The 25,249-nt window shown below is 73.1% G+C and carries 21 protein-coding genes, 3 tRNA genes and 1 pseudogene; 12 read left to right on the top strand and 13 right to left on the bottom strand.

Translation table 11 applies throughout. The features are described from left to right. Positions 1–75 precede the first annotated feature (75 nt). Entirely contained in the window at positions 76–1,080 is a 1,005-nt protein-coding gene (locus ACIBH3_RS03595; protein ID WP_396310186.1) for an aldo/keto reductase, read from the bottom strand. Further along, positions 1,077–1,544, bottom strand: a complete 468-nt coding sequence (locus tag ACIBH3_RS03590; RefSeq protein ID WP_396310185.1) for a MerR family transcriptional regulator — start codon at positions 1,542–1,544, stop codon at positions 1,077–1,079. The genes ACIBH3_RS03595 and ACIBH3_RS03590 overlap by 4 nt, the downstream gene beginning before the upstream one ends. Before the next feature lie 111 nt (positions 1,545–1,655). On the opposite strand from ACIBH3_RS03590, the gene ACIBH3_RS03585 reads away from it, so the two are divergent. After that, positions 1,656–2,489: a serine hydrolase domain-containing protein gene (locus ACIBH3_RS03585; protein WP_396310184.1), complete on the top strand. Its 834-nt coding sequence runs from the start codon at positions 1,656–1,658 to the stop codon at positions 2,487–2,489. A gap of 254 nt (positions 2,490–2,743) precedes the next feature. Here ACIBH3_RS03585 and ACIBH3_RS03580 read toward each other — a convergent pair whose 3' ends face one another. Further along, the gene (locus tag ACIBH3_RS03580) at positions 2,744–3,520 is read right to left on the bottom strand and encodes a pirin family protein (protein ID WP_396310183.1); all 777 of its coding nucleotides are present in this window, start codon (positions 3,518–3,520) and stop codon (positions 2,744–2,746) included. 220 nt (positions 3,521–3,740) lie between these two features. On the opposite strand from ACIBH3_RS03580, the gene ACIBH3_RS03575 reads away from it, so the two are divergent. From ACIBH3_RS03575 to fabF, 5 genes are all read left to right on the top strand, one after another. Then, positions 3,741–4,937, top strand: coding sequence for a PucR family transcriptional regulator (locus ACIBH3_RS03575; RefSeq protein ID WP_396310351.1), 1,197 nt, complete (start codon positions 3,741–3,743; stop codon positions 4,935–4,937). A 91-nt stretch (positions 4,938–5,028) separates the two neighbouring features. Next, on the top strand, positions 5,029–5,967 hold the full coding sequence (locus ACIBH3_RS03570; RefSeq protein WP_396310182.1) for an ACP S-malonyltransferase: 939 nt from the start codon (positions 5,029–5,031) through the stop codon (positions 5,965–5,967). Further along, positions 5,964–6,995, top strand: a complete 1,032-nt coding sequence (locus ACIBH3_RS03565; protein WP_396310181.1) for a beta-ketoacyl-ACP synthase III — start codon at positions 5,964–5,966, stop codon at positions 6,993–6,995. The genes ACIBH3_RS03570 and ACIBH3_RS03565 overlap by 4 nt, the downstream gene beginning before the upstream one ends. Before the next feature lie 78 nt (positions 6,996–7,073). Next, positions 7,074–7,316, top strand: a complete 243-nt coding sequence (locus ACIBH3_RS03560) for an acyl carrier protein (RefSeq protein ID WP_371481726.1) — start codon at positions 7,074–7,076, stop codon at positions 7,314–7,316. Between the two features lie 118 nt (positions 7,317–7,434). Further along, positions 7,435–8,700, top strand: coding sequence for a beta-ketoacyl-ACP synthase II (gene fabF, locus ACIBH3_RS03555; protein ID WP_396310180.1), 1,266 nt, complete (start codon positions 7,435–7,437; stop codon positions 8,698–8,700). A 126-nt stretch (positions 8,701–8,826) separates the two neighbouring features. On the opposite strand, the gene ACIBH3_RS03550 is transcribed toward fabF, so the two are convergent. Both ACIBH3_RS03550 and ACIBH3_RS03545 read right to left on the bottom strand, forming a co-directional pair. Then, positions 8,827–9,321, bottom strand: a complete 495-nt coding sequence (locus ACIBH3_RS03550) for a DUF3145 domain-containing protein (protein ID WP_396310179.1) — start codon at positions 9,319–9,321, stop codon at positions 8,827–8,829. 472 nt (positions 9,322–9,793) lie between these two features. Further along, positions 9,794–10,819: an NADP-dependent oxidoreductase gene (locus ACIBH3_RS03545; RefSeq protein WP_396310178.1), complete on the bottom strand. Its 1,026-nt coding sequence runs from the start codon at positions 10,817–10,819 to the stop codon at positions 9,794–9,796. Between the two features lie 128 nt (positions 10,820–10,947). Between ACIBH3_RS03545 and ACIBH3_RS03540 the strand changes: the two genes are divergently transcribed. Together ACIBH3_RS03540 and ACIBH3_RS03535 are read left to right on the top strand one after the other, a co-directional pair. Continuing rightward, positions 10,948–11,427 (top strand): MarR family winged helix-turn-helix transcriptional regulator, encoded by a 480-nt coding sequence (locus ACIBH3_RS03540; protein WP_396310177.1) that lies wholly within the window; start codon positions 10,948–10,950, stop codon positions 11,425–11,427. Between the two features lie 215 nt (positions 11,428–11,642). After that, positions 11,643–13,202, top strand: a complete 1,560-nt coding sequence (locus tag ACIBH3_RS03535) for an LCP family protein (RefSeq protein WP_396310176.1) — start codon at positions 11,643–11,645, stop codon at positions 13,200–13,202. A 90-nt stretch (positions 13,203–13,292) separates the two neighbouring features. Here ACIBH3_RS03535 and ACIBH3_RS03530 read toward each other — a convergent pair whose 3' ends face one another. Next, positions 13,293–14,204, bottom strand: coding sequence for a 1-aminocyclopropane-1-carboxylate deaminase/D-cysteine desulfhydrase (locus ACIBH3_RS03530; protein WP_396310175.1), 912 nt, complete (start codon positions 14,202–14,204; stop codon positions 13,293–13,295). A gap of 326 nt (positions 14,205–14,530) precedes the next feature. After that, positions 14,531–14,604, bottom strand: a tRNA-Ile gene (locus ACIBH3_RS03525). Between the two features lie 514 nt (positions 14,605–15,118). Here ACIBH3_RS03525 and ACIBH3_RS03520 point away from each other — a divergent pair. Beyond that, the gene (locus ACIBH3_RS03520) at positions 15,119–15,895 is read left to right on the top strand and encodes a trypsin-like serine peptidase (RefSeq protein ID WP_396310350.1); all 777 of its coding nucleotides are present in this window, start codon (positions 15,119–15,121) and stop codon (positions 15,893–15,895) included. Positions 15,896–16,013: 118 nt separating this feature from the next. On the opposite strand, the gene ACIBH3_RS03515 is transcribed toward ACIBH3_RS03520, so the two are convergent. Both ACIBH3_RS03515 and ACIBH3_RS03510 read right to left on the bottom strand, forming a co-directional pair. Then, positions 16,014–16,086: transfer RNA gene (locus ACIBH3_RS03515), tRNA-Asn, on the bottom strand. A 61-nt stretch (positions 16,087–16,147) separates the two neighbouring features. Then, a tRNA-Asn gene (locus tag ACIBH3_RS03510) sits at positions 16,148–16,220 on the bottom strand. A gap of 242 nt (positions 16,221–16,462) precedes the next feature. On the opposite strand from ACIBH3_RS03510, the gene ACIBH3_RS03505 reads away from it, so the two are divergent. From ACIBH3_RS03505 to ACIBH3_RS03495, 3 genes and pseudogenes are all read left to right on the top strand, one after another. After that, positions 16,463–16,756: a hypothetical protein gene (locus ACIBH3_RS03505; RefSeq protein ID WP_396310174.1), complete on the top strand. Its 294-nt coding sequence runs from the start codon at positions 16,463–16,465 to the stop codon at positions 16,754–16,756. 228 nt (positions 16,757–16,984) lie between these two features. After that, entirely contained in the window at positions 16,985–18,418 is a 1,434-nt protein-coding gene (locus ACIBH3_RS03500) for an FGGY family carbohydrate kinase (RefSeq protein ID WP_396310173.1), read from the top strand. Positions 18,419–18,525: 107 nt separating this feature from the next. Further along, a pseudogene (locus ACIBH3_RS03495) lies at positions 18,526–19,238 on the top strand (hypothetical protein). 121 nt (positions 19,239–19,359) lie between these two features. Here ACIBH3_RS03495 and ACIBH3_RS03490 read toward each other — a convergent pair. The 4 genes from ACIBH3_RS03490 to ACIBH3_RS03475 form a co-directional block, all read right to left on the bottom strand. After that, positions 19,360–20,586, bottom strand: coding sequence for an RNA polymerase sigma factor (locus tag ACIBH3_RS03490; protein ID WP_396310172.1), 1,227 nt, complete (start codon positions 20,584–20,586; stop codon positions 19,360–19,362). Positions 20,587–20,761: 175 nt separating this feature from the next. Beyond that, positions 20,762–22,672, bottom strand: coding sequence for a DNA primase (dnaG, locus tag ACIBH3_RS03485; RefSeq protein WP_396310171.1), 1,911 nt, complete (start codon positions 22,670–22,672; stop codon positions 20,762–20,764). Between the two features lie 38 nt (positions 22,673–22,710). Next, the gene (locus ACIBH3_RS03480) at positions 22,711–24,012 is read right to left on the bottom strand and encodes a deoxyguanosinetriphosphate triphosphohydrolase (protein WP_396310170.1); all 1,302 of its coding nucleotides are present in this window, start codon (positions 24,010–24,012) and stop codon (positions 22,711–22,713) included. A gap of 182 nt (positions 24,013–24,194) precedes the next feature. Then, complete coding sequence (locus tag ACIBH3_RS03475) at positions 24,195–25,130, bottom strand: SGNH/GDSL hydrolase family protein (protein ID WP_396310169.1); 936 nt, start codon at positions 25,128–25,130, stop codon at positions 24,195–24,197. Positions 25,131–25,249 lie beyond the last annotated feature (119 nt).

Raw genomic sequence — 25,249 nt, 5'->3', positions numbered from 1 at the left:
TCCGCGCCCTACGGCCCACAGCCGGCGTCACACCGGGTGCCCGCGTACGGCCCGGGGCAGGCGTACGGCGGGCTGCTACTCGCGGCCGGCCGAGGTGAAGGTCATGTCGGCGTAGCGGGTGCCGGTGACCCGGCCCGCGATCGGCTCCAGCTCGGCGAGCTCCTCGGCGGTCAGGGTGAGGCCGACGGCCGCGGTGTTCTCCGCCAGCCGGCTGCGCTTGCGGGTGCCCGGGATCGGAACGACCGTCAGGCCGTGCACCTCGGCGCGCTGGTGCACCCAGGCCAGGGCGACCTGGGCGGCGCTGGCCCCGCGCCCGGCGGCTATCTTCATGATCGGCGCGACCAACTGCGCGTTCGCGTCCGCGTTCGGGCCGCTGAACTGCGGGTGGTGGCGGCGGTAGTCACCCTCGGTCAGCTGCTCGGCGGCGGTGAACGCGCCGGTCAGGAAGCCGCGCCCGAGCGGCGAGTACGGCACGAAGGCGACGCCGAGCTCGGCCGCGGCGGGCACGGCCGTCCGCTCGACGTCCCGCGAGAAGATGGACCACTCGGACTGCAGGGCCGCGATCGGGTGCACGGCGTACGCCTCGCGCAGCTCGTCCCCGGTGACCTCGGAGAGGCCGAGGTGGCGCACCTTGCCGGCCCGCACCAGCTCGGCCATCGCACCGACCGACTCGGCGAGCGGCACCTGCGGGTCGCGGCGGTGCATGTAGTAGACGTCGATGACGTCCACGCCGAGGCGGCGCAGCGAGGCCTCGACGGCGGAGCGGATGTACGCCGGGTCGTTGCGCACGCCCCGGTAGGCGGGGTCGTCGGCCCGGCGCTCCAGGGCGAACTTGGTGGCGAGCACCACGCGCTCGCGGTTGGCGCGGACGAACCCGCCGACCAGTTCCTCGTTGCGCCCTGCGCCGTAGGCGTCGGCGGTGTCGAACAGGGTGACGCCCAGGTCGAGGGCGGCGTCCAGGGTGGCGAGGGACTCGCCGGTGTCGGTGGGGCCGTAGAACTCGCTCATTCCCATGCAGCCGAGACCCTGGACGCCGACCGTGGGGCCGTTGCTGCCGAGCGTGGTGGTGGGGAGAGTCATGCGCTCTGTTCCTTCACTGCCGTGGGACGGGAGTACATCTCGATCTTGAGGTCGAGGACGGCGAGGGTGGCGTGCAGATCGGCGATCCGCTGCCTGACCTCCTCGCGGTGGGCGACCAGCAGCTCGCGCCGGTCGTCGTAGGTGTGCTCGCCGGACCGGACCAGCTCCACGTAGCGGAGCATGTCGGCCACCGACATTCCGGTCAGCCGCAACCGGCCCAGGAAGGCGAGCCTGCTGAGGTCGGCGTCGCTGTAGCGGCGCTGCCCGGAGTAGGTCCGGTCGACCGGGTCCAGCAGGCCGATCCGCTCGTACCAGCGCAGCGTGTGCGCGCTGAGTCCGCTGGCGGCGGCGACCTCGCTGATGGTGTGCCGGGGGGTGCGGTCCGCGTTGGCGCGGGCCCGGCCGAAGGCCTCGGCGCAGGTGAGCCTGTCCAGGTCCAGGTCGAGTGGTGCGAGCGTTGCCACGGTGAGAACCCCCCGGTGATTCGGCGATGACCACGACGCTAGTGAGTTAGAGCGCACTCCAAGCAAGCCTCCCACGCGGGCGGATCACGAGCAGTGGTTAGAGTCGGGCCCATGCAGAGCTTGCGGATGATCGAGAACTGGCCGGTGCCCCACGCGGCGACCGCCGTGGTGCGCGGCGCGGACGGCGCGCTGCTGGGCGAGCACGGCCCGCAGGAGCGGCAGTTCCCGCTCGCGTCGGTGACCAAGCCGCTGAGCGCCTACGCGGTGCTGGTGGCGGTCGAGGAGGGCGTCTTCGAGCTGGACGACCCGGCCGGGCCGGAGGGCTCGACCGTACGGCACCTGCTGGCGCACACCTCGGGCCTCGCCTTCGACGAGCACCGGACGATGGCCGCGCCGGGCACCCGCCGGCTCTACTCCAACGCCGGCTTCGACGTGCTGGCGGACACCCTCACCAAGGCTTCCGGCATCCCGTTCGCGCAGTACGCGGCGGAGGCCGTGTTCGAGCCGCTGGGGATGAGCGCGACCCACCTGGACGTGGCGCACCGCTCGCCGGCGGGCGCGGGCGGCGTCTCCACCGTCGCGGACCTGTGCCGCTTCGCGGCCGAGTTGCAGGCACCGCGCCTGCTGGACCCGTCCACCGTGCGGCGGGCCACCCGGGAGGTCGCGTACCCGGGGCTGAGCGGAGTGCTGCCCGGCTTCGGGCACCGCAAGCCCAACGACTGGGGTCTGGGCTTCGAGATCCGCGGCGAGAAGTCGCCGCACTGGACGGGCACCACCAGCTCGCCCGGGACCTTCGGCCACTTCGGCCAGTCCGGCACCTTCCTCTGGGTCGATCCGGCGGCCGGCGCGGCCTGCGTCGCGCTGACCGACCGCGACTTCGGCCCCTGGGCGGCCGAGCACTGGCCGGAGTTCACCGACGCGGTGCTCGCCGAGCTGGCGGGCTGACGGCGGGGCAGCCGGGGAGCAGCGGACATTCGCGGTCATCTGTCAGCTGTCATCCGCCAGCGGTCATCGGTCATCGGTCAGCTGCCGGCCGTCAGCGGTCATCCGTCGCCTGACACCGGTCAGCCGACACCCGACACCCGTCGTCCGTCAGTGGTCATCGGTCATCGGTCATCCGTCAGCGGTCAACTGCCGGCCGTCGCCCGTCACCCGTCAGCGCACAGCCGCCGTCGCGCCCCCGGCGCCCCCGCCACCCCTCACCCGTACGAGAGCGGCGAGTGCATCTCCCAGAGCAGCAGCTCCGCGCCCTGCTCGCCCGCCGTCGGGTCGGCGAAGGCGTCGCCGCTGATCCGGACGCTGTCGCCGGGCGCCATCGAGCGTCCGCCGCCCTGCGGCCCCCGGACGGTACGAAAGCCCAGCCCGCCACCGGCGAGGTGGGCGTACCGGTAGGGGGCGGCCGGCAGCTCGGGCAGTGGCTGCCACGGGCCGGCCGTGACCAGCCAGAGCGCCGCGTCGCTGCGCCGCAACCGCAGCGCGGGTGAGCCGGCGTCCCGCTCCAGCCCCGAGGCGAGCAGCGTCAGCCCGCCCTCCGCCGGCTCCACCCGGCGCAGCCCGTACACCGGGGGCGCGCCGAAGACGTCCGGCTGGAGCCACATCTGCACGAAGCGGACCGGGCCGTCCGCCCCGCCGACGTTGCGCTCGGTGTGGGTGACCCCGGAGCCCGCACTCAGGTGCTGGACCATGCCCGGCCGCACGACGCCGCTGTGCCCGTCGCCGTCGCGATGCGCCAGCGCGCCCTCCAGGACCCAGGTGAGGATCTCGGTGTCGCGGTGCCGGTGCTCCTCGAATCCGGCGCCGGGGGCGAGGAGTTCCTCATTGCACGCCAGCAGCGCGCCGAAGTGGGTGTTCTTCGGGTCGTAGTGCCCGGAGAAGGAGAACGCGTGCCTGGTCTCGACGCCCTCGGCAGGGATCGAGAGGTGGCGTTCGGCGGTGCGGCGCAGGTCGGAGCGGGGGCGGGTGAGGGCGTCGGTCACGTGGCCCACGGTACCGGTGTGACCCGTGCCACCGGGGCGGATCGGCGGGGGGTGTGCACGAGCAGTCACTCCGGTGAGGCAGTCTTGTCCTGTGCCAGCCGCCTCAGCGAACGCCAAGAACGACGAGACCGCCGCCGACCAGCCCGCCGCGGAGGCCGGTGCCGCCAAGCCCCCGAGAGCCGTGCGGGCCACGCGGACCGGCGGCCGGGGCGTGCCCCGGTTGACGGCGCAGGAGCGCAAGCTCGCCACCGAACGGGCCGAGCGCCGGGCCGCGACGCTCAAACGGCTGGAGAAGTCGGCCGGCAAACTGGCCACCGCCGCCATCGCGCGGATGGACGACCAGCTGGGCTGGTACCGGCGGATGCCGCCGGAGCACCGCTCCTGGATCGGTCTGGTCGCCCAGGCCGGTATCGCCGCGTTCACCGAGTGGTACCGCCGCCCGGACGCCCCGCAGGCGATCTCCACCGATGTCTTCGGCACCGCGCCGCGCGAGCTGACCCGGGCCATCACGCTTCGTCAGACGGTCGAGCTGATCCGCACCACCATCGAGGTGATGGAGGAGGCCATCGAGGAGGTGGCCGCCCCCGGCGACGAGGCCGACATGCGCGAGTCCGTACTGGTCTACGCCCGGGAGATCGCCTTCGCCACCGCCCAGGTGTACGCCCAGGCCGCGGAGGCGCGCGGCGCCTGGGACGCCCGCCTGGAGGCACTGGTCGTCAACTCGCTGCTCTCCGGTGACGCGGACGAGGGTGTGCTCTCCCGCGCGGCCGCACTCGGCTGGGGCCAGCCCAGCCAGGTACGGGTGGTGATGGGCAGCGCCCCGGACGGCGACAGCGAACTGGTGGTGGAGGCGATCCGGCGCGCCGCCAGGTACGCCAAGCTGCACGTGCTGACCGGTGTCCTGGGCAAGCGCCTGGTGGTGGTGGTCGGTGGTGACAAGGAGCCGGTGCACGCGGCCCGCGCGCTGATCGGCCAGTTCGCGCCCGGCCCGGTGGTGGTCGGCCCGACCGTCGGAGACCTGCTGTCCGCCACCCGCTCCGCGCACGCCGCCGCGGCCGGGCTGCGCGCCTGCGCCGCCTGGCCGGACGCCCCGCGCCCCGTCCTCGCGGACGACCTGCTGCCCGAACGCGCCCTCGCCGGGGACCAGGCGGCCCGCCGTCAGCTGGTGGAGGAGATCTACACACCGCTGGACGAGGCGGGTTCGGCCCTCCTGGAGACGCTGAGCGTCTACCTGGAGCAGGCGTCGTCCTTGGAGGGTGCGGCCAGAATGCTCTTCGTCCACCCGAACACGGTGCGCTACCGGCTCCGTCGTGTGACTGACGTCACGGGCTATGCTCCGTCCGACGTACGTTCGGCCTTCACCCTGCGCATCGCACTGGCGCTGGGCCGACTCGGAACGGCCGGAGAACCCAGCTGAGCCTTCCTGTAGGGAACCCACAATCCGGCGTGCTTTTCTTCGTTACCGTCGCCTACCCGCCCACGGGCGCCTGGCGAGAGAGGGTTGAACCGTGCTCGTAATCGTCGCCCCTGGACAGGGTGCCCAGACCCCCGGTTTCCTCAGCCCCTGGTTGGAGGTGGACGGCGTTGCCGACCGCCTGCGAGCCTGGTCCGAGGTCGTCGGGCTGGACCTGGTGCACTACGGCACCGAGGCCTCCGAGGAGGAGATCAAGGACACCGCCGTCGCGCAGCCACTGCTGGTGGCCGCCGGGTTGGTGACCGCCGGGGCGCTGCTCCCGGAAGGGCTCCCCGCCGTCGCGGGTGCCGTCGCGGGTCACAGCGTCGGTGAGATCACCGCCGCCGCCGCGTCGGGCGTGCTCAGCGCCGACGACGCCCTGGTCTTCGTCCGTGAGCGCAGCCTGGCGATGGCCGGAGCGGCCGCCGCCACCGCGACCGGCATGGCCGCCGTCCTCGGCGGTGACCCGGAGGTCGTCGCGGCGAAGCTCGCCGAGCACGGCCTGACCGCGGCCAACAACAACGGTGGCGGCCAGATCGTGGCGGCCGGCACGCTGGAGCAGCTGGAGGCCCTCAAGGCCGACCCGCCGGCCGGTGCCCGGCTGATCCCGCTCAAGGTGGCCGGCGCGTTCCACACCGAGCACATGGCCCCGGGCGTCGAGCGACTGGCCAAGCTCGCCCCGACCCTGACGACGGCCGACCCGTCGGTCGCGTACGTCTCCAACCGGGACGGCGAGGTCGTGCAGTCCGGCGCCGAGGTGCTGGACCGCCTGGTCTCGCAGGTCTCCAACCCCGTCCGCTGGGATCTCTGCATGGAGACGATCCAGCAGCTGGGCGCCACCGCCGTGATCGAGCTGTCCCCGGCCGGTACCCTCACCAACCTGGTCAAGCGCAACGTCAAGGGTGTCGCGACGCTGGCCCTCAAGACCCCCGCCGACCTGGAGAAGGCACGCGGGCTGGTCGCGGAGCACGGCGGTCAGGAGCAGAACGCATGAGCACCCCTCAGATCCGACCAGCCACCGGCGCGACGTACTCGCGGATCCACGGTGTGGGCGGGTACCGCCCGGTACGGGTGATCCCGAACTCCGAGGTGCTCAACTGGATCGAGTCCTCGGACGAGTGGATCCGCACCCGCAGCGGGATCGCCGAGCGGCGCTGGGCCGGCCCGGAGGAGAGCGTCGCCGAGATGTCGGTGCAGGCCGCCGGCAAGGCCATCGCGCAGGCCGGCATCGACCCCGACCGGATCGGCGGCGTGATCGTCGCGACCGTCTCGCACCTGAAGCAGACCCCGGCCATCGCCACCGAGATCGCCCAGCGGCTCGGCTGCGGTACCGCCCCCGCCTTCGACATCTCGGCCGCCTGCGCCGGCTTCGGCTACGGCCTGGGCCTGGCGGACGGCATGGTCCGTGGTGGCAGCGCCGAGTACGTCCTGGTGATCGGCGTCGAGCGGCTCAGCGACCTGACGGACACCTCGGACCGCTCCACCGCCTTCATCTTCGGTGACGGCGCGGGCGCCGCGATCGTCGGCCCGTCGGACACCCCCGGGATCGGCAAGGTCATCTGGGGCTCGGACGGCTCGCAGAAGGACGTCATCTCGCAGACCGAGGCCTGGGACACCGCCTTCGCCAAGCCGGACGCCGTCAACGGGTGCCCGGGCGAGCAGAAGTGGCCGGCGCTGCGGATGGAGGGCCAGGCGGTCTTCCGCTGGGCCGTCTGGGAGATGGCCAAGGTCGCCCAGCAGGCCCTGGACGCCGCCGGGATCACCGCCGACCAGCTCGGCGCGTTCATCCCGCACCAGGCCAACATGCGCATCACCGACGCCATGATCAAGGCCCTCAAGCTGCCCGCCTCTGTGCCCGTCGCCCGCGACATCGCGGAGACCGGCAACACCTCCGCGGCCTCCATCCCGCTGGCGATGGAACGCATGCTGGAGAGCGGAGAGGCCCGCAGCGGGGACCTGGCCCTGATCATCGGGTTCGGGGCGGGTCTGGTGTACGCGGCGGCAGTCGTTACGCTCCCCTAGGCGTAAAACCCCCGCCACCCACAAACCTGCGGCCGCCCGCCGGGCAGTCGCATTCAACACCGAAGAGGAGCAGCCACTATGGCTACCAAGGACGAGGTCCTGGAAGGTCTCGCTGAGATCGTCAACGAGATCGCCGGCATCCCGGCCGAGGACGTCGAGCTCGACAAGTCCTTCACCGACGACCTCGACGTCGACTCGCTCTCCATGGTCGAGGTCGTCGTCGCCGCCGAGGAGCGCTTCGAGGTGAAGATCCCGGACGACGAGGTCAAGAACCTGAAGACCGTCGGCGACGCGGTGGACTACATCCTCGCCAACGCCTGAGCCTCGGTCAGCCCGTCTGACCCGGCACACCGGCCGGGGCGCGCCCACTCGGGGCGCCCCGGCCGGGCACCACTTCCCGGCGCCGCCGAACCCCGCACACGTGAGAGAAGAAGAACCAGTGACCGCTGAAAACCGCACCGTGGTCGTCACGGGTATCGGCGCCTTCACGCCGCTGGGCGGCGACGCCGCCTCCACCTGGGAGGGCCTGCTCGCCGGCCGCTCCGGGGTGAACGCCCTGACCGAGGAGTGGGCCGCCGACCTGCCCGTGCGGATCGCCGCACGGACCGCTGTGGACCCGGCCGACGTCCTGCCCCGCCCGCTGGCCCGCAAGCTGGACCGCTCGGCGCAGTTCGCGCTGATCGCGGCCCGCGAGGCCTGGGCCGACGCCGGCTACGAGACCCCGGCCACCGACGAGTCCTCCAAGCTCGCCCCCGAGCGCCTGGGCGCCGTGATCGCCTCCGGCATCGGCGGCGTCACCACCCTGCTCGACCAGTACGACGTACTGAAGGAGAAGGGCGTCCGCAAGGTCTCCCCGCACACCGTCCCGATGCTGATGCCCAACTCCCCGGCGGCCAACGTCGGCCTGGAGGTCGGTGCTCGCGCGGGTGTGCACACCCCCGTCTCCGCCTGTGCCTCCGGCGCCGAGGCGATCGGCTACGCGATCGAGATGATCCGCACCGGCCGCGCCGACGTCGTGGTGGCCGGCGGCACGGAGGCGGCGATCCACCCGCTGCCGATCGTGGCCTTCGCCAACATGATGGCGATGTCCAAGAACAACGACGAGCCCGAGCGCGCCTCCCGCCCGTACGACAAGGGCCGGGACGGCTTCGTGCTGGGCGAGGGCGCCGGCGTGGTGGTGCTGGAGTCCGCCGAGCACGCCGCCGCCCGCGGTGCGCGCGTCTACTGCGAGGCGATCGGCCAGGGCCTGTCCTCGGACGCCCACCACATCGCCCAGCCCGAGCCGACCGGTGCGGGTGTGGCCCGCGCCATCGCTCAGCTCTTCGAGCAGAACGAGCTGGACAAGGCCGAGATCGTGCACGTCAACGCGCACGCCACCTCGACCCCTCAGGGTGACACCGCCGAGCTGAAGGCCCTGCGCCGCGAGCTCGGTGACGACCTGGACCACATCGCGATCTCCGCCACCAAGTCGATGACCGGCCACCTGCTGGGCGGCGCCGGCGGTATCGAGACCGTCGCCACCGTGCAGGCGCTGTACCACCGGCTGGCCCCGCCGACCATCAACGTGCAGGACCTGGACGACGAGGTGGACGCGGACATCGTCCGCGACGAGCCGCGCAAGCTGCCCGAGGGCCGGATCGCCGCGCTGAACAACTCGTTCGGCTTCGGCGGCCACAACGTGGTGCTGGCCTTCCGCACCGTCTGACGGCCGTGGCAGCGGGGTCCGTCGCCCACCGGGCGGCGGGCCCCGCTGTCGTCGTCCACCCCACGGTCCGGCCCCGCTGCTCCCGGACCGCTGCTCCCGGACCGCTGCTCCCGGACCGGGCGGGGCTCAGACCACCTGGTGCAGCCAGCGCACCGGTGCGCCCTCGCCCGCGTAGCGGAAGGGTTCGAGTTCGTCGTCCCACGGCTTGCCGAGCAGCCGGGAGATCTCGGCCTCCAGGTCGGTGCCCTCGTTGCGCGAGCGCAGCAGGACGGCCCGCAGGCGGTCCTCGGGGATCAGGATGTCGCCGTGGATGCCCGTCACGGCGTGGAAGATGCCGAGGCTGGGCGTACTGCTGTAGCGCTCGCCCTCGGCCGTGGCACAGGGCTCACTGGTGACCTCGTAGCGCATCAACTGCCAGCCGCGCAGTGCGGAGGCGAGTTTGGAGGCGGTACCGGGCTCCCCCTGCCAGGAGAACTCGGTGCGCCAGTGGCCGGGTGCCGCGGGCTGGCGGATCCAGTCCAGGCTCACCCGCACACCGAGCACACCCGCGACCGCCCACTCGACGTGCGGGCACAGCGCGCGGGGCGCTGAGTGGACGTACAGGACTCCACGTGTCGTCACCGGGACCTCCAGGCTGTGGACGAGGGTCGCCTTCCCCAGCTGCCTCGTGCCTGCAGTTGATCCACAGTTACCCAAGTTAGTCGACATTAAGCCACTAATTTGAGCAAAACGGACAGGCTTTCGCTCAATGCTAGTCCAATCCTCAAGGAGGTCCACCCCCTTGTCGGATCTCTCCCCCGAACGGCCCCATGACCGGGCGGGACCACCGTACCGCGCTGCCGGCCAAGCGGGGTGACACTCTTTCGGCTCCGGCCGGAATGCGGTAGTGCGCCCCGCGACCAGCGCCCGTACGCAAACCGCTCCACCCCCCGGAGCCGGGCGGGCGGCGGGGCTGACGATTCGGCAGACCCCGCGACCCGGGCCACTGGTCAGTATGCGGAGCTTCGTCGGGGGCGGACGGGAACGGGTGCCGCCCCGCGCGGACGCCGGGTCCGGGCGGGGCGGCACCCCGTTGGCGTGATCGCGTCCGCGCTCAGGCGTCCAGGCGGACGACCATCTTGCCGGTGTTGCCGCCGCGCAGCAGCTCGATGAAGGCCTCACCGGTGCGCTCGATGCCGTCCACGACCGTCTCGTCGTAGTGCAGGCTGCCGTCCCGCAGCCAGCCGGCCACCTCCGCGGTGAACTGCGGCTGGAGCGCCGCGTGGTCGCCGACCAGCATGCCCTGAAGGCGCAGCCGCTTGCCGATCGCCAGCGCGAGGTTGCGCGGGCCCGCCGGGGCGGTGGTGTCGTTGTACTGGGCGATCGCCCCGCACAGGGTGGCCCGGCCGTGCACCTTGAGCGCGCCGATCGCGGCCTCCAGGTGGTCGCCGCCGACGTTGTCGAAGTAGACGTCGATGCCCTCGGGCGCGGCCTCGGCGAGCTGCTCGCGGACGGGGCCGTCCTTGTAGTTGAAGGCCGCGTCGAAGCCGTAGTCGTCGACCAGCTTGGCGACCTTCTCCGCCGAGCCGGCCGAGCCGATCACCCGGGACGCGCCCTTGAGCCTGGCGATCTGGCCGACCAGCGAACCGACCGCGCCGGCTGCGCCGGAGACGAAGACGGCGTCACCCTTCTTCAGGCCCGCCACCTCCAGCAGGCCGGCGTAGGCGGTCAGGCCGGGCATGCCGAGCACCCCGAGGTAGTAGGAGAGCGGGGCCGCGGCCGCGTCCACCTTGACCGCGTGCTCGGCGTCCAGGGTGGCGTACTCTCGCCAGCCGAGCCCGTGCAGCACGGCGTCGCCCACCTCGAAGCCGTCCGCCTGCGAGGCCACCACATAGCCGACGGCGCCGCCGTCCATCGCCTTGCCGAGCGCGAACGGCGGGACGTAGGACTTCACGTCGTTCATCCGGCCACGCATATACGGGTCGACCGAGAGGAACGCGTTGCGGACCAGGATCTCGCCCGGGCCCGGCCGGCGGACGGGCGCCTCGACCAGCACGAAGTCCGCCGGGGTCGGCCAGCCCTGGGGGCGGGCCGCGAGGTGCCATTCACGGGCCACGGTGGGCACTGCCTGCTCTGCCATCGATCTGCTCCTTGGGATCCGGGTGATCTCCCCCGCACTACTGCCGGTCAACCTAAAAGGTTGACCGAATGAAGCAACCATGGACGTGAAAGGTTCATGTTGTCAACTGTCCAGGTAGACTGGCGAGCATGGACACCGAGCCGACCATCATCGCCCCGCCCCCGGCCGACGCGATCACCCGTGAGGTCGTCGACCTCATGGCGAGCCTGGTCGCGCTCTTCCACCGCGAGTACGAGGAGGCCGCGGCCGCCCGCTCCCTCACCGGCGCCCAGGCCAAGGTGCTCGCGCTGCTGCGCCGGGGTCCGATGCCGATGCGGCACATCGCCCAGACGCTCAGCTGCGAGCCGTCCAACATCACCGGCATCGTGGACCGCCTGGAGTCCCGCGGCTTCGTCACCAGAGAGGCCGACCGGCAGGACCGCAGGGTCAAGCTGGTCGCCGCCACCGAGGCCGGCGCCGCCGCCTCGGAGGAGCTGCGCGAGTCGCTGAACTTCGCCCGGGAGCCGCTCGCCGCACTCGCCGAGGAGGAGCGCGCCACCCTGCGTGACCTGCTTCGCCGGATGCTGGAGGGGGCCGGACCGGGCACCGGGGACACCCCCGGCGAGTGAGCCGCCCGGCTCGCCGGTGCGCACACCGCGCGCCGGACAGCCGGCCGGGCCGCCTCCCGGTGCGCCGAGATGTCCGGACAGTGATGGGTATCACACCGGATTCCGGTGGCATCGGCGTGTAACCGAACGTTCTGCCGAAGCGTCATAGGTGTGAGACGCACCGCCGGCCGAACCGGCGACGCACGAGCAGCACAGGGGCGGGGAGCACACGCGCGATGAGCGATGCCACGAACGGCCGGGCGGACGGCCGGCGCAGCCGCACGCCCGGAAGGCGCCGGCTGATACGGACCGCCATCGCCGTCGCCGCCACGCTGGTGCTGTCCACCGCCGGCGCCGGCGCCTGGTTCTACCACCGGCTCGACAGCAACATCACCACCTTCGGCTCGGACGGTGTGGCCACCAGCCGCCCACCCGCGCCGGTACCCGTCACCCCAGGCGCCTCGCTGCCGGTCAACGTCCTGCTGCTCGGCTCGGACACCCGGAACGACGGCAACGACGACCTGGGCGGCGGCGACATCGGCGTCGGGCACTCCGACACCGCGATAGTCCTGCACATCTACGCCGACCACCGGCACGCCGTCGGCGTCTCGATACCCCGCGACGCCCTGGTCACCATCCCGTCCTGCAAGCTGCCCAACGGCCAGTGGACGGCGCCCAGGGCGACCCAGATGTTCAACGAGGCGTTCACCGTCGGCGCGTTCCCCAAGGGCAACCCCGCCTGCACCCAGAACACCGTCGAGGCCATGACCGGCCTGCGGATCGACCACACCATCGTGGTCGACTTCAAGGGTGTCGCCGCGATGACCGAGGCCGTCAACGGCGTGGACGCCTGCGTACCCAACGACGTCGACTCGCACAACATCCACCTCAAGAAGGGCCCGCAGAAGCTCTCCGGACAGCCCGCCGTGGACTACCTCCGGGCGCGCTACGGCTTTGGCGACAACTCCGACATCGGTCGGATGAAGCGTCAGCAGGCCTTCCTCTCCTCCATGATCAAGAAGATCCAGAGCCAGGGCTTCTCGCTCACCACGCTGCTCCCGCTGGCCGACGCCGCCACCAGGTCACTGACGGTGGACGAGGGCCTGGGCAGCGCGATGAAGCTGGTCGATTTCGCCCAGTCGATGCAGAACATCAAGCTCGCGGACGTCACCTTCGTCACCACGCCCTGGCGCTTCTCCGGCGAGCGGGTGGCGCTGGTCCACCCCGATGTGGACACCCTCTGGCGGCTGCTGCGGGAGGACCGGACGCTGGACGGCCAGAGCGCCCGGCTCCCAGACGGCTCGACGCCCACCGCCTCCCCGGCACCCTCGGCCACGGCGCCGGCCACCCCCGGCCCCGAACTCGCCGCCACCCCCATCGTCCTCGTCAACGGCACCAGGACCTCCGGGCTGGCAAGCAGTGCCTCCGCGGCCCTCAAGGCCGGGGGCTACCAGAACGTCTCCCTCGGCCCGATGGGCGGCAGCCGGCTCACCACCGAGATCGCGTACGCCCCGGAGGCCGAGGCCGCCGCCCAGCAGCTCGCCCCGCTCTTCCCCGGCGCCCGGCTGCTCGCCGACGCGGACACCGACGGGGTGGTCATCACCCTCGGCCACGACTACCAGCCCGGGCCGGCGGCCGACGCCACCAGCGCCTCCCGCTCGGAGCGCCGGGCCCAGGGGCCGGCCGGATCCGCCGGGCCCTCCGGCGCGGCCACTCCCTCGGGCATCCCCTCCGGCATCACGGACAACACCCGCGCCGCCGACACCGACCCCTGCGCCAACCTCACCTTCGGCTGAACCCCCGTCCACGGAAGCGGCCGACCACCGAAGCGCCCGACCGCTGACCGGGCGACCGCTGCACCGGGCGTGCGGGCGGCCCGGACGTGGCTACCGCGGGTCCGGCAGGCCGGTGACGACCACCGTGACCCGGGTTCCCGGCTCCAGTGCCCCGTCGGCGGCCAGGGCGTGCACGGCGGCCAGGGTCTTGGCGACGTAGCGCCGCTCCAGCGCGATGCCGTGCCGCTGCTCGAAGCCGGTGGCGAAGGCCTCCAGCTCCGCCGGCACCTTGCCGTAGCCGCCGCCGTGGTGCCCGTGCTCGATCCGCCAGTTGGCGAACTCCCGGCCGTAGGCGGCCCGGTGCAGCCCGGCCACCTCGCCCTCCAGGTAGTCCTCGCCGCCGCGCAGCACCGCCACGCCCAGCGCCCGGGCGCCCGGCGGGAGTCCGGCCGCGATCCCGGCCAGGGTGGCGCCGGTGCCGACCGGGCAGCAGATCAGGTCACGCTCCCCCAGATCGGGGATCTCCGCGGGGATCTCGGCCGCGCCCATCGTGGCCAGCGCGTTGGAGCCGCCCTCGGGCAGCACCAGGCAGTGCCCCCAGCGCTGCCGCAGCCGGTCGGCGACCGCCGGCTCGCCCGGGCGTCCGGCGTACTCGCGGTACTGCGAGCGGGAGAGGAAGGCCAGCTCCATCCCAGCCTCCTCGGCGGCCCGCAGCGACCAGTTGCGCGGTGCCCCCGCCAACTCCTCCCCGCGCACCAGCCCGACGCTGGCCAGCCCCAGCTCCCGGGCCGCCGCCGCCACCGCCCGCAGATGGGTGGAGTACGCCCCGCCGAAGGTCAGCAGCCGGGTGTGCCCCTGGGCCAGCGCCCATTCCAGGTTGGGCACCAGCTTGCGCCACTTGTTGCCGGGCACGCTCGGGTGCAGCAGGTCGTCCCGCTTCAGCCGGAGCTCGACCCCGGCCCGCGCCAGCTCCGGGTCGGTCAGAACGACCAGCGGGGTGGGCAACGCGGCAGGTGAGAACATCCGGCCAGGATACGGAAGCCGCTCGGGCCGACTGCCGCAGACGTACGGCGGCCCGGCCGCGCGGAACGACTCGGCCACGGCTTGCGGAGCGTCAACGCGTCGAGGGGGCAAGGCCGTTCGGCGAGGCGGGGCGGCCGGCGCCGGATCCGCGCGGCAGCCATCGCCGCTGCTGCTCCCGGGATGTGCCCATTCGGGTGAAACTCGGCGTGGCACTTCGGGCCGGGAACTGCCCCTGCACTACAGTTTGGCCGAGAGGCCTGGGCGTTCTCGCAGGTCAGCAGGGTACTTCGAGGGCACTTCATCGGACGGCGGGTCACGTCGCAGTGTGGGGCGGGTGGGACTCGAACCCACGACCAAGGGATTATGAGTCCCCTGCTCTAACCGGCTGAGCTACCGCCCCGGTTCGCCGTACCCGACCGGATCCGGTCGCGGCAGCAGCAGACGGCCCCGAAAGGCCGTCCCGGGCAGCATAGCCGGTCGATCAGTCGTGGTGCGCGCCGGGGGCGCACATGGGTACGCCCGGGCCGTTCGTTACCCGTCCGGCCGAGCCCCGGTGGCCGGGCTGCGCCGGCACCCCGAACCTGGCCGCACGAGTCCGGCCGCGCTCTCCGGCTCCCGCTCCGATTCCCGTTCCGATTCCCCGCTCTGATCCCCCACTCCGATCCCTACCCCGCTCCCCGCTCTGGCCCGCCTCCGGTCACGCCCCGCCTCGGTGGGCCGCGCTGCCGCGACGGCGGTGGATGACGGCACGTGAGCCGGTCAGGCACCCGTCCGGGGCGCCTCGGAGCGAGGCTCCGGGGGCCGGATGGCCGTGGCGGTGGCGTCCTCTCGTCCCGGCCTGGTAGATCTTCCTCTGGTAAGCCCGGCGCGCATCGGCGCGCGAAGGCCCGAGACCAGGACGAGAGGCGGTGGCGATGGCCCCCGGCCCGACCCGCTCCCCCCGCGCTCGTCGCACCCCCGCCCGGCGCGCGGGCTGGGTGGCGGCGATACTGCCGGCCGCCGCCGTGCTGCTCGCGGCCGCCTGCGGCCAGAGCGCCACGGGCCCCGCCGCCCGTACCGCGCAGCCGGATCCGGCCGGCGACCGGATCGGCACCCTCGCCCTGCACGGCCCGCAGGGCCTGCGGGCCTGCACGGCGAGCGTGGTGAACAGCCCGCAGGGCAATCTGCTGGTGACCGCCGCGCACTGCGTGCAGACCAGGCGCCTGGGCCTGGTGGACGGCCTGGTGTTCACCCCCGGGTACCGCAACGGCGAGGCCCCGCACGGCAGCTGGCGGGTGCAGAAGATCACGGTGGACCCGCGCTGGACGAGCACCGAGGACCCGGAGTACGACGTGGCGTTCGTCACGGTGGGGCAGCTGGACGGCCAGGAGGTCGAGGAGGTGGTCGGTGGCAACGAGCTCGGCACCGGGCAGGGCTTCGGCCTGGACGTCGCCGTGACGGGCTACCCCAACGACGGTCAGGAGCCCATCACCTGCTCCGGCCGGACCAGTTCGCAGAGCCCCACCCAGGAGCGCTTCGACTGCGGCGGCTACACCAACGGCACCAGCGGCAGCCCGTGGGTCACCGCCGACGGCGTGGTGGTCGGCGTGATCGGCGGCTACCAGGAGGGCGGGGACACGCCCCAGACCTCGTACAGCATCACCTTCGACGACCGGGTCACCGAGCTCTACCACCGGGCGATCACGAGCTGACCGACGCCCGACGCCCGGCGGCAGGTCACGGGCGGCACGGCGGCGGGCAAACACGAAGGCCCCCCGGTTGACCGGGGGGCCTTCGCTCTGAGCAGTCACCGGGGATGAGCCGGTGAAGCTCCCGCATTTGGACTCGAACCAAAAACCTGCCGGTTAACAGCCGGCTGCTCTGCCAATTGAGCTATGCGGGATCACGCGTACAAGCAGTACTGCGGGCCAGGTGGCCGGGCCCTGCGGACCCGTCTTCCTGAGCTCCCCCAATTGGACTCGAACCAATAACCTGCCGATTAACAGTCGGCTGCTCTGCCAATTGAGCTATGGGGGATCGGCTTGTGCTCCGGACCCCGGTACTCCCCGGGCCCTCGGCGCTCGCTGCGGGACATACATTAGCGCACTCAGGGGGGTGGTCCGCCAATCGCTTTCCCCGGCCGACCTGCGCGGCCCGCCCGGCGCGCCCGGCGCGCGACCGGCGCGCCACCCGGGGATGCTGGGGGCACGGACGGTTCGCCGCCCCGTACGACGGGTAGGGCAATGCGGCATAGGCCGCGAGAAGGGTGGAAGTCGAGCATGTGGAAGCTGACGTTGATCGTGGGGGTCGCGGCCGGGTACGTCCTGGGGGCGCGAGCGGGCCGGCAACGCTACGAGCAGATCGCCAAGGCGACCCGGCAGGTAGCCCAGAGCCCCAAGGTGCAGAGCGCGGCCGGCAAGGCCAAGCAGCAGGCCGGTGCGGTCGCGGGCAAGGCGGCGGGCGCCGTCGCGGACAAGGTCGGTGACCGGCTGCCCAACTCGGTGACCGAGCGGGTGCCCTACTTCAGCCGCCAGCAGAGCGCGGACGACAGCTGGGGTACCTTCCGCCCGTGACCCCGCGCCGTACCCGACCAGAACCAGTACGCCAGGACCGGTACGCCATGACCAGCAGCAGGACCAGCAGCAACAGGACCAGCAGCAAGACCGGTTCGACGGCCGGCAGCCCGCCCCCTGGCACCACCGGCGCCCGGACCGGCACCGGAGCCCGTCCGAGGGGTACCGACTGGGCAACACTTGCGCTGCCCGGCCGCGCCCGGCCGTCCGCTGAGGCATGATCTCGACATGGCCATCGTCGCGGGGATAGACAGCTCCACCAACCGCACCAGGATCGTCGCGTGCGACGCCGAGACGGGCGCCGTACTGCGCTCCGGCAAGGCCCCGCACCCCCAGCTCGACGCCACCGCGAGAGTCACCGAGGCCGACCCGCAGGCCTGGCTGCACTCGCTGGGCGAGGCCGCCGCCGGCGGCCTGCTGGAGAGCGTCCGGGCCATCGGCGTCTGCGCGCAGCAGCACGGCATGATCGGCCTGGACGCCGGCGGTGTACTGGTCCGCCCCGCGATCCTGTGGACCGACCCGCGCTCCTCCGGCGCCGCCGCCGCGCTGGTGGACGCGCTGGGCGGCCCCGCCCCCTGGACCCAGGCCATCGGGGCCGTACCGGCCGCCTCGTACACCATCGCCAAGCTCCGCTGGCTGGCCGAGTTCGAGCCGGCCAACGCCCGCCGGGTCGCCGAGGTGCTGCTGCCGCACGACTGGCTGGTGTGGCAACTGCTGGGCCACCCGCAGCGGCGCACCACCGACCGGGGCGACGCCTCGGGCACCGGCTACTGGTCGCCGATCACCGGGGAGTACCGGCAGGACCTGGTCAAGCTCGCGCTCGGCCACGAGCTGCGGCTGCCGGAGGTGCTCGGCCCGGCCGAGCCGGCCGGGCACACCCCTGAAGGCCTGCTGATCTCGGCCGGCACCGGCGACAACATGGCGGCCGCCCTGGGCCTTGGCCTCGGGCCCGGCGACGCGGTGGTCTCGATCGGCGGGAACGGCACCATCTTCGCGGTGCACGACCGGGCCGTGGTGGACGCCACCGGCACCGTCTCCTCCTTCGCCGACGCGACCGGCCGCCACCTGCCGATGGTCGGCACGCTGAACGCCGCCCAGGTGCTGCGCTCCACGGCCGCGCTGCTCGGACGGGATCTGGCCGGGCTCAGCGAGCTGGCGCTGCAGTCCTCCCCCGGCGCCTACGGGCTGGTGCTGCTGCCGTACCTGGACGGCGAGCGGACACCGTCCCTGCCGCACGCGGCAGGCACCCTGACGGGCCTTCGGGCCGAGTCGATGACGCCCCAGCACCTGGCCCGCGCGGCCGTCGAGGGCATGCTCTGCAACATCGCCGACGCGCTGGACGTGCTGCGCGCCCAGGGCGTCGAGGTCCGGCGGGTGTTCCTGCTCGGGGCGGCCGGGCGGCTGCCGGCCGTCCGGCAGATCGCCCCGCAGCTGTTCGGCGTCCCCGTGGTGGTGCCGCCGCCGGGCGGGGACCACGCGGCGCGCGGCGCGGCCCGGCAGGCCGCCTGGGCGCTGGCCGGCACGCCCGAGCCACCGCACTGGGAGTTGCCGGAGGCCGTCACCGTCACCCCGGACCAGGAGCAGGACCTGCCGGTCGGCTCGGCCGTGCGGCAGCAGTACAAGGCGGCCCGTGAGCAGATCCACCCGGAGACCGCGTCCTGACCGCTCCGGGCGGGCGGATGTGCGGATGCGTGTGAAGATGCGTCAGTCCGGGTTCGGTGGCAGCGTGGGAGGTGATTCCGCCACCGACCCGAAGAGCGACCCCCATCATGGCGCTGCACAAGGGAGTCGGCGACGACCACCGGCTGGCAGTAAGTCCTTTCCTCGCCGAGGCCGATCCGCTGGGGCCGATGGAGCTCGCGCCCCCGCTGCACCGGCTGGCCGACGGCCCGGTCGCGGCCGAGACCGCCTACCGGCTGATCCACGACGAGCTGATGCGGGACGGCAACGCCAAGCTCAACCTGGCCACCTTCGTCACCACCTCGATGGAGGACCAGGCGACCCGGCTGATGACCGAGTGCCTCGACAAGAACATTCGACAAGGACGAGTACCCCGCAGACCGCGGAGCTGGAGCGGCGCTTCCTGCGACTGGGGCGGGACGGGTTCCGGGCCGTCCAGCAGTCCTGCCGCAACGTCGCGAGGTTCCTGGCGGACAGCATCGAAGGGCTGGGCCACTTCCGGCTGCTGACGCGCGGCGACGAGCTGCCGGTCTTCGCCTTCACCACCAAGGAGAACGAGCCGTTCGACGTCTTCGACGTCTCGCGGCGGCTGCGCGAACGCGGCTGGCAGGTCCCGGCGTACTCGTTCCCCGAGAACCGCGAGGATCTCTCGGTGCTGCGGATCGTCTGCCGCAACGGCTTCTCCCTCGACCTGGCCGAGCTGCTGCTCGCCGACCTCAACCGCCTGCTGCCCGAGCTGCTCAGCCAGCCGCAGCGGTTGCAGGAGCTCGGAATCCCGGCCATGACGGCCTTCCACCACTAGGACCTGCGCGAATGGCCTATCCGACGATCCGCATCGGATGAGCGTGCGGCTCCGCCGGCCTTCCGGCGAGGAGGTGCCCCGACCCCGGGGCGCGGCGGCCCGCGGCGGGGCAGGGCTGGCGCTAGTGCAGGTAGCCGCGGAGCTGGTCGGCGAACGCGTGGGAGCGGAGCTTGCCGAGGGTCTTGGACTCGATCTGGCGGATGCGCTCGCGGGTCACGCCGAAGATGTGGCCGATCTCCTCCAGGGTGCGCGGGCGGCCGTCGTCCAGGCCGTAGCGCAGTTGCACCACCTGGCGCTCGCGCTCGCCGAGCGTGGCCAGCACGGCGTCCAGGTGCTGGCGCAGCAGGAGGAAGGCCGCGGTCTCGGCGGGTTCGGCGGCGTCGGCGTCCTCGATCAGGTCACCGAGCGCGACGTCCTCCTCCTCGCCGATCGGGGTGTGCAGCGAGATCGGCTCCTGGGCCAGCCGCAGCACCTCGCGCACCCTCGCCTCGGAGAGTTCCAGGACGACGGCGATGTCGGCCGGGCCCGGTTCCAGGCCGCGCTCCTGGACCAGGGCCCGCTGGACCCGGGCCACCCGGTTGATCAGCTCGACGACGTGCACCGGCACCCGGATGGTCCGGGCCTGGTCGGCCAGGGCCCGGCTCATCGCCTGCCTGATCCACCAGGTGGCGTAGGTGGAGAACTTGTAGCCGCGGGCGTAGTCGAACTTCTCGACCGCCCGGATCAGGCCGACATTGCCCTCCTGGACGAGGTCCAGCATGGTCAGGCCGCGCCCGACGTAGCGTTTGGCCACCGAGACCACCAGCCGCAGGTTCGCCTCGATCAGCCGGCGTTTGGCGATCCGGCCGAGTACCACCAGATGGTCCAGCTCGTCGGCGAGGCGGTCGCCGGGGGCCGGCGTACGGTGCAGCCGCTCCTCGGCGAACAGGCCGGCCTCGATCTGGTGGGCGAGCTCGACCTCCTCGGCGGCGGTGAGCAGGCGGATGCGGCCGATCTCGCGCAGGTACTGGCGGAACAGGTCGGCGGCGGGGCCGGCGGCGGCGTCCAGGGAGCGGGCGGGCGGGGCCGCCTCGTGCCCGTCGGGCTCGTCGGTGGTGTCGGGGATGTCGGGGACGTCGGGCGCTTCGAGCGCGTCGGGCTCCTCGGCCTCGCCGGATTCCGCGGCCGGCTCCCGGCTGTCCGGGCCGTCCGGGCTGTCCGGGTGTCCGTCGGGGAGACCGCCCTGCTGTGGCACCCGGTCGTCGCGGTGGTGCTCGGCCGGAGCGAGGTCGTCGGTGGTCCGGTCGGCCGGGGTGGTGCGCTTCGGGCTCGGCGTCGGGCGGGCGGTCGCGGCAAGCTCCACGGGCATCCCTCGGGGCCGTGCGCGACCCTGGCGGACCCGCGCCTGTACGGAGAGTGGTGGGACGCCAACCAGTGTGGCGCACACCACAGCCCGAGGCCGAGACTCGTGCGCGCACTTTCTCAGCTCCGGCAGGTCCGCTGGATCCGCCGAGTCCGGCGCGCCCGGGAGGCGGGCGGGCCGGCTACAGCGCGGCGGCGCCGCGGCTGCGCAGCTGCTGGCCGTACTGCTGGAGCTGCCAGAGCTCGGTCTGCACGGCGTGCAGTTCCTCCTGCCCGGCCCGGTTGCCGAGGCGCTGGAGCTGGGCGCGCACCTCGGCGACCCGCCGGTCCACCGCCTGGAGGCGCAGCTTGACCAGGAACTCCCCCGCGTAGATGGCATCCGCCGCCCGCCGCGTGCGCACCGGCTCGACGGTCAGCTCGGTGACCAGCGCCCGCACCTGGTCGTCGGGGGCCGCCTCGCGTACGGTGCTGGTGAAGTCGGGCAGCGTCGCCCCGTACGCGGCGCCGCCGGCCTGGCCGATGGCACGGCGGACGGCGGTGTACGGCGGGGTGGGGAACTCGTCCTCGCCGTAGTTGTCGAAGGCCGGGCTGACCAGCGCCGGGAACTGGAGGGCAAGCTTCAGCAGCTCGCGCTCGACGAACTGGGCCGGGTCGCGCGGGTTCAACAGATAGGCGGGCCGGGCCGGTTGCACCGGCTGCCGGTCGTCGGGGCGGCGCAGCTGCTGGTTGCCGGCGCGCGGGTTCTGCGGCCGCTCGCGCTCCCAGCGGGCGATCTGGGAGACCCTGCGGACCACGAACTGCTCGTCCAGGATGCCCAGCATGCCGGCGAGTTGGACGGCGTACTCGTGCTGGATCGAGCGGTCCTTGATCTTTGCGACGATCGGCGCGGCCTCCTGGAGGGCCGCGGCCCGGCCCTCGGCCGTGTCGACGCGGTGCCGGGCGACGGCGGAGGTCAGCGCGAACTCGAAGAGCGGGACGGGGTTGTCGATCAGTTCGCGGACCGCCTCGTCGCCCTTGGCCAGCCGCAGTTCGCACGGGTCCATGCCGCCGGGGGTGATGGCGATGGAGGTGCGGGCGGCGAACTTCTGGTCGTCCTCGAAGGCGCGCAGGGCGGCCTTCTGCCCGGCGGCGTCGCCGTCGAAGGTGAAGACCGTCTCACCGCGGTACTGGGAGGTGTCCATCAGCAGCCGGCGGATGATCTTGATGTGGTCCTCGGCGAACGCGGTGCCGCAGGTGGCCACCGCCGTGGTGACGCCGGCGAGATGGCAGGCCATCACATCGGTGTAGCCCTCGACCACCACCGCCCGCCCGGACTTGGCGATCTCCTTCTTGGCGAGGTCGATGCCGTACAGGACGTTGGACTTCTTGTAGATCGGGGTCTCGGGCGTGTTGAGGTACTTCGGCCCGTTGTCGTCCTCGCGCAGCCGGCGGGCGCCGAAGCCGATCACCTCGCCCGCGGTGTCCCGGATCGGCCAGACCAGCCGGCCCCGGAAGCGGTCGATCAGCCCGCCGCGCTGGCCCTGCGAGGCCAGGCCGCCGAGCAGGATCTCCTTGTCGCTGAAGCCCTTGCCGCGCAGGTAGCGCACCAGGTGCTCCCAGCCGGCCGGCGCGTAGCCCACCCCGAAGCGCTGCGCGGCCTCGGCGTCGAAGCCGCGCTCGGCCAGGAAGGAGCGGCCGATCTCCGCCTCGGGCGAGTTCAGCTGCTCCTGGAAGAACGCGGCCGCCACCTTGTGTGCCTCGACCAGGCGGGTCCGCTCGCCCTGCTGGTGGCGGGGGGTGTAGCCGCCCTCCTCGTAGCGCAGGGTGATGTTGGCCTGGGCGGCCATCCGTTCGACGGCCTCGGCGAAGGTGAAGTGCTCGATCTTCATCAGGAAGGCGATGGTGTCGCCGCTCTCCTGGCAGCCGAAGCAGTGGAAGACACCCTTGCTCGGGCTGACGTAGAAGGACGCCGACTTCTCGTCGTGGAACGGGCAGACGCCCTTGTACTGGCCACCGCCGCCATTGGTCAGCTGGACGTAGTCGCCGACCACCACGTCGATGGGCAGCGCGCTGCGCACCGCCTGTACATCTTCATCCCTGATCCGCCCGGCCATCCCGGAAGTCTACGTCCCCGCCCTCGAACCGCGGCGGGTCACTTCCAGGCCGCCCCGACCAGGCGGGAGTGCAGGGCGAGCGCCGAGGCGTCGGTGAGGGTGGCGATCTGGTCGATCACGGCCCGCAGCGCGGCGCGGTCGTCCTCGGCCTCCTGGTACCGGGCCGCGAAGACCTGGTCCAGCCCGTCCGGCGCCCGCTGGGTGAGGACGTACGCCAGCTCGGCGATCACGATCCGCTGGCGGGAGCGGAGCTGGGCCTGCTCGTCGCGCTGCATCACGTACCGGACGGCGACCGCCTTGAGGACGGCGCACTCCAGCCGGACCTCGCGCGGGACGACCAGCTCGGCCGCGTACCTGGTCAGCGGGCCGGGGCCGTAGCGGGCCCGGGTGGCCTGCTCGGCAGCCAGGCAGAAGCGGCCGATCAGCTGGCTGGTGAGGTCCTTCAGCCCGGCCCTGGCGCGCGCCGAGCCGTCGTAGGTGCGCGGCCACCAGGGCTGGCGGTGCAGGCGGTCGAGCGCCTCGGCGAGCTCCTCGGGGTCGGCGTCGGGGGCGTACCGCCCGGCGACCTTGAACAGCTCGGCCCGCTCCACCGTGGAGCGCAGGGCCGCCGGGTCGATGTGGCCGGCCTGGAGGCCGTCCTCGACGTCGTGGGTGGAGTAGGCGACGTCGTCCGACCAGTCCATGACCGTCGCCTCGAAGCACTTGCGCTCGGGCGGGGCGCCGGCCCGCAGCCAGCGGAAGACCGGCAGGTCGTCGGCGTAGACGCCGTACTTGGTGGAGCCCGGGTCGCTCGGGTGGGCGCCGCGCGCCCACGGGTACTTGGTGGCCGCGTCCAGTGCGGCGCGGGTCAGATTCAGGCCGACGCTGCGGCCGGGCCAGGGAGCGAGCCGGGTGCCGGCCTCCTCGGCGGGCGCGAAGCGCTTGGGCTCCAGGCGGGTGAGGATCCGCAGGGACTGCGCGTTGCCCTCGAAGCCGCCGCAGGCCTCGGCGGCCTGGTCGAGTGCCTCCTCGCCGGTGTGGCCGAACGGCGGGTGGCCGATGTCGTGCGCCAGACAGCCCGCCTCGACCAGGTCCGGGTCGCAGCCGAGCGCCGCGCCGAGCTCCCGGCCGACCTGGGCGCACTCCAGCGAGTGCGTCAGCCGGGTCCGCGGGAAGTCGCTGCGCATCGGCGCCACCACCTGTGTCGTCCCGGCCAGCCGGCGCAGCGCGGCGGAGTGCAGCACGCGGGCGCGGTCACGCTGGAAGGCCGTCCGGCCGGGGCGCTTGTCCGGCTCCGGCACCCAGCGGGCTTCGTCGGCGGGATCGTACGGGGTGGCGGTTCGGTACGCGGTGTCATCCATTGGCAGTCACGGTACGCCGCCGGTCCGACAGCGGGGGGCTGCCGCGCGTGGCGGGCGCGTGAACAGGCGCGGATCGCATGGTGCGCGCCGGGTGCGCGGGCGCTGCGCCGACGGATGGACCGCCGCGCCCGGGCTCGGCGGCGGGTGGGTCGGCGGGTGGGTCGGCGGGCCGAAGCCGGGACCTACCCCCGGACGGCCTTCAGCACGGCCGCCGCGACACCCTGCTGGCCCCTGGCGTTCGGGTGTACCGGAGCCAGCCCCGGAGCCGGGAACGGCGGCTCGATCCAGCGGGACGCCTCGTCCGCGCACATGTCATGGCCGGCGGACGGTGCGGCGGTGTCCACGAACCCCGCGCCGGCCGCCTCCGCCTGACGCTTGAGCATCGCGTTGAGCTCGCGCTCCTTCTCGGTCAGGAAGCCCAGATCGCCCGCCGTGACGACCTTGCCCAGCACCGGGGCGCACGCCGCCGGGTCGGCCGGAAGCAGGGACGGGTACCCGACCAGGTAGACCCGGGCCTGCGGGGCGCGCCGCCGGATCTCCCGGAGCAGCCCGCCCAGCCGCTCGCCCGCCGCGTCCATCCGGCCCCGCAACTGGTCGGAGCCGCCCGACATGTAGTGGTCCCGGCACGGCGCGCCCCCCGGTGCCCGCTCGGTCACCGCGCCGACCACGGCCTTCACCAGGTTGTCCCGGGCGCACTCGCCGATGACCTCCATGAAGCCCGCGTCGTTGCCGCCGATCCCGAGCGTCACCAGCCGGGTCGCCTCGGACAGCGCGTCCAGCTGCGGCGGGTTCTGCCCGCCGTCCGTCTTCTGGGCGCCCGTCAGATCGACCGTCCGGGCCGCACTGCAACTGACGTCCCGGAAGTCGGCCTCCGCCAGGCCCAGCTCCTTCGCCACCAGCGAGGGGTAGTTCGCCCCCGAGCGCGCACAGCCCCGCGGCTCCCCGACCTGGGGCGCGATCTTCAGCCCCGCGGTGTACGAGTCGCCGAGCGCCGCGTACGGGCCGCTGGGCGGGGGCGGCGTCGCGGACGACGTGACCGGCCCGGGCCCGGGCGAGGCCGCCCCGCCCGAACAGCCCGCCAGTGCGAGAGCCAGCGCCACCGCGGCCGTGGCACCCACCGTCGAACCCCTCTTGACCTGCACAGTTCCCCCCGGGATGGAGTCAGCCCGTACTCGACGCGACGCCCGCTCCCCCGGGCACCTCGGGATCCCCAACGAACGGACCGCACCGATCACTC

Source organism: Kitasatospora sp. NPDC050543 (genome assembly GCF_044457565.1).
Lineage (GTDB): Bacteria > Actinomycetota > Actinomycetes > Streptomycetales > Streptomycetaceae > Kitasatospora.
The sequence above is the reverse complement of the archived record's forward strand: the minus strand, read 5'-3'. Positions and strand labels throughout refer to the sequence as shown.